The sequence below is a fragment of the Mesorhizobium sp. M4A.F.Ca.ET.090.04.2.1 genome (assembly GCF_003999085.1).
Classification (GTDB): Bacteria; Pseudomonadota; Alphaproteobacteria; order Rhizobiales; family Rhizobiaceae; genus Mesorhizobium.
The window spans coordinates 1-2,249 of the sequence record NZ_RZOT01000729.1; the positions used below are offsets into that span (position 1 = coordinate 1).

The 2,249-nt window shown below is 64.0% G+C and carries 1 protein-coding gene and 1 pseudogene; both read right to left on the reverse strand.

Going from position 1 to position 2,249, the window contains the following annotated elements; translation table 11 throughout:
- Positions 1-332, reverse strand: a pseudogene (gene gltD, locus EN781_RS31070) (glutamate synthase); the annotation flags it as partial.
- Positions 333-476: 144 nt separating this feature from the next.
- A partial coding sequence (locus EN781_RS31075) for a glutamate synthase-related protein (RefSeq protein WP_245492697.1) occupies positions 477-2,249 on the reverse strand: 1,773 nt, incomplete at its 5' end.

A 2,249-nucleotide genomic window follows, 5' to 3' on the forward strand; every position in this document is an offset into this window, starting at 1 on the left:
AGGTTCAGCGTGCAGGCTTCCTCGCAAGGTGCCGGACAGATGCGGCCGGTGAATTCCGGGAAATTATTGGTCGAATGCAGGTTGCGGATCGCATTGTCCCAGTCGCCATTGTAGACGAGGTCGTTCCAGTCCGGGATTTGGTTGTGGACCGGGCAGCCGGTCGGCCCGTGACAGTACGGAATGCCGCAATCCATGCAGCGCGCGGCCTGTTTCTCGACCTCCTTGTCCGACATCGGCAGCGTGAACTCGCGAAAATGCCGGATGCGGTCGGAAGCCGGCTGGTACTTGTGCACCTGCCGGTCGATCTCGAGAAACCCTGTTACCTTGCCCATAGTCCAGTCCCTGCTGTCCAGATGGCGCGCTCGACGACGCACCCGTTAACCTCATAAGGCAGCCATGGCAACCTTCAGTCCGAGGCCAGGATTGTTGATGAAGGCATCGACCGGGAAGCTTTGCTTCCCGGCAAATCCCAAAGCCTATTCCGCCGCAACGCCCATGCGCATGCGTTCCATTTCGATCAGCGCGCGGCGGTATTCGACCGGCATGATCTTCCGGAATTTCGGCCGGAAAGTCGCCCAGTTGTCGAGGATCTCGCGGCCGCGCACCGAACCCGTGTAATGGACGTGGTTCGAGATCAGCTGATAGAGCCGCTCCTCATCATGGCTGGTCATGTCGCCGGACACGTCGACGCGGCCTTTGTGATCGAGGTCGCCGCCATGATGGAGCAGTTTCTCCATCAGGTCGTCTTCTTCGGGAACGGGTTCCAGTTCGACCATCGCCATGTTGCAGCGCTCGGCGAAATCACCCACCTCGTCGAGCACATAGGCGACGCCGCCCGACATGCCGGCGGCAAAGTTGCGGCCGGTCTGGCCGATGACGACGACAATGCCGCCGGTCATGTACTCGCAGCCATGGTCGCCAACGCCTTCGACGACGGCGGCGACGCCCGAATTGCGAACCGCAAAACGCTCGCCGGCGACGCCGCAGAAATAGGCCTCGCCCTCGGTCGCGCCGTAGAGCACCGTGTTGCCGACGATGATCGACTCCGCGGCGACGATCTTCGTGTTCTCAGGCGGGCGAATGACGATGCGTCCGCCCGACAGGCCCTTGCCGACGTAGTCGTTGGCGGCACCGACCAGCTCGAACGAAACCCCACGCGCTAGGAAGGCGCCGAAGGACTGGCCGGCGGTACCGTTGAGCTTCACCGAGATCGTGTCCTCGCGCAGGCCCTTGTGCCTGAAGCGCTTTGCCACTTCGCCCGACAGCATGGCGCCGGTCGAACGGTCGACATTGCGGATCGGCAGCTCGATGCTGACCGGCTGCCGGGCTTCGAGCGCCGGCTTGGCGAGTTCGATCAGCTTGCGGTCGAGCACGTCGTCGATCGGATGCTTCTGCCGCTCGGTCCAGTGCACCGCCTCATGCGGCGCATCCGGCTTGAAGAACATCTTGCCGAAATCGAGCCCGCGCGCCTTCCAGTGCTGGATCAGCGCCCGCTTCTCCAGGAGTTCGGTGTCGCCGATGATCTGGTCGAGATGGGTGTAGCCCATCTCGGCGAGCAGCGCCCGCACCTCTTCCGCCACATAGAAGAAGAAGTTGATGACGTGTTCCGGCGTGCCTTTGAAGCGCTTGCGCAACACCGGATCCTGCGTCGCGACGCCGACCGGGCAGGTGTTGAGATGGCACTTGCGCATCATGATGCAGCCGGCCGCGATCAGCGGCGCGGTCGAGAAGCCGAATTCGTCGGCGCCAAGCAGCGCGCCGATGACGACGTCGCGGCCGGTGCGCAGGCCGCCATCGACCTGCAGCGCGACGCGCGACCTGAGGCCGTTGAGCACCAGCGTCTGGTGCGTCTCGGCAAGGCCCATTTCCCACGGGCTGCCGGCGTGCTTGAGCGAGGTCAGCGGCGATGCGCCGGTGCCGCCGTCATAGCCGGAAATGGTGATGTGATCGGCGCGCGCCTTGGCGACGCCGGCCGCGACCGTGCCGACACCGACTTCCGAGACCAGCTTGACCGAGACATCAGCCGCCGGGTTGACGTTCTTGAGGTCGTAGATGAGCTGCGCCAGATCCTCGATCGAGTAGATGTCGTGATGCGGCGGCGGCGAGATCAGGCCGACGCCGGGCGTCGAATGCCTGACCTTGGCAATGGTGGCATCGACCTTGTGGCCGGGCAGCTGCCCGCCCTCGCCGGGCTTCGCGCCTTGCGCGACCTTTATCTGCATCACATCGGAGTTCACCAGATACTCCGC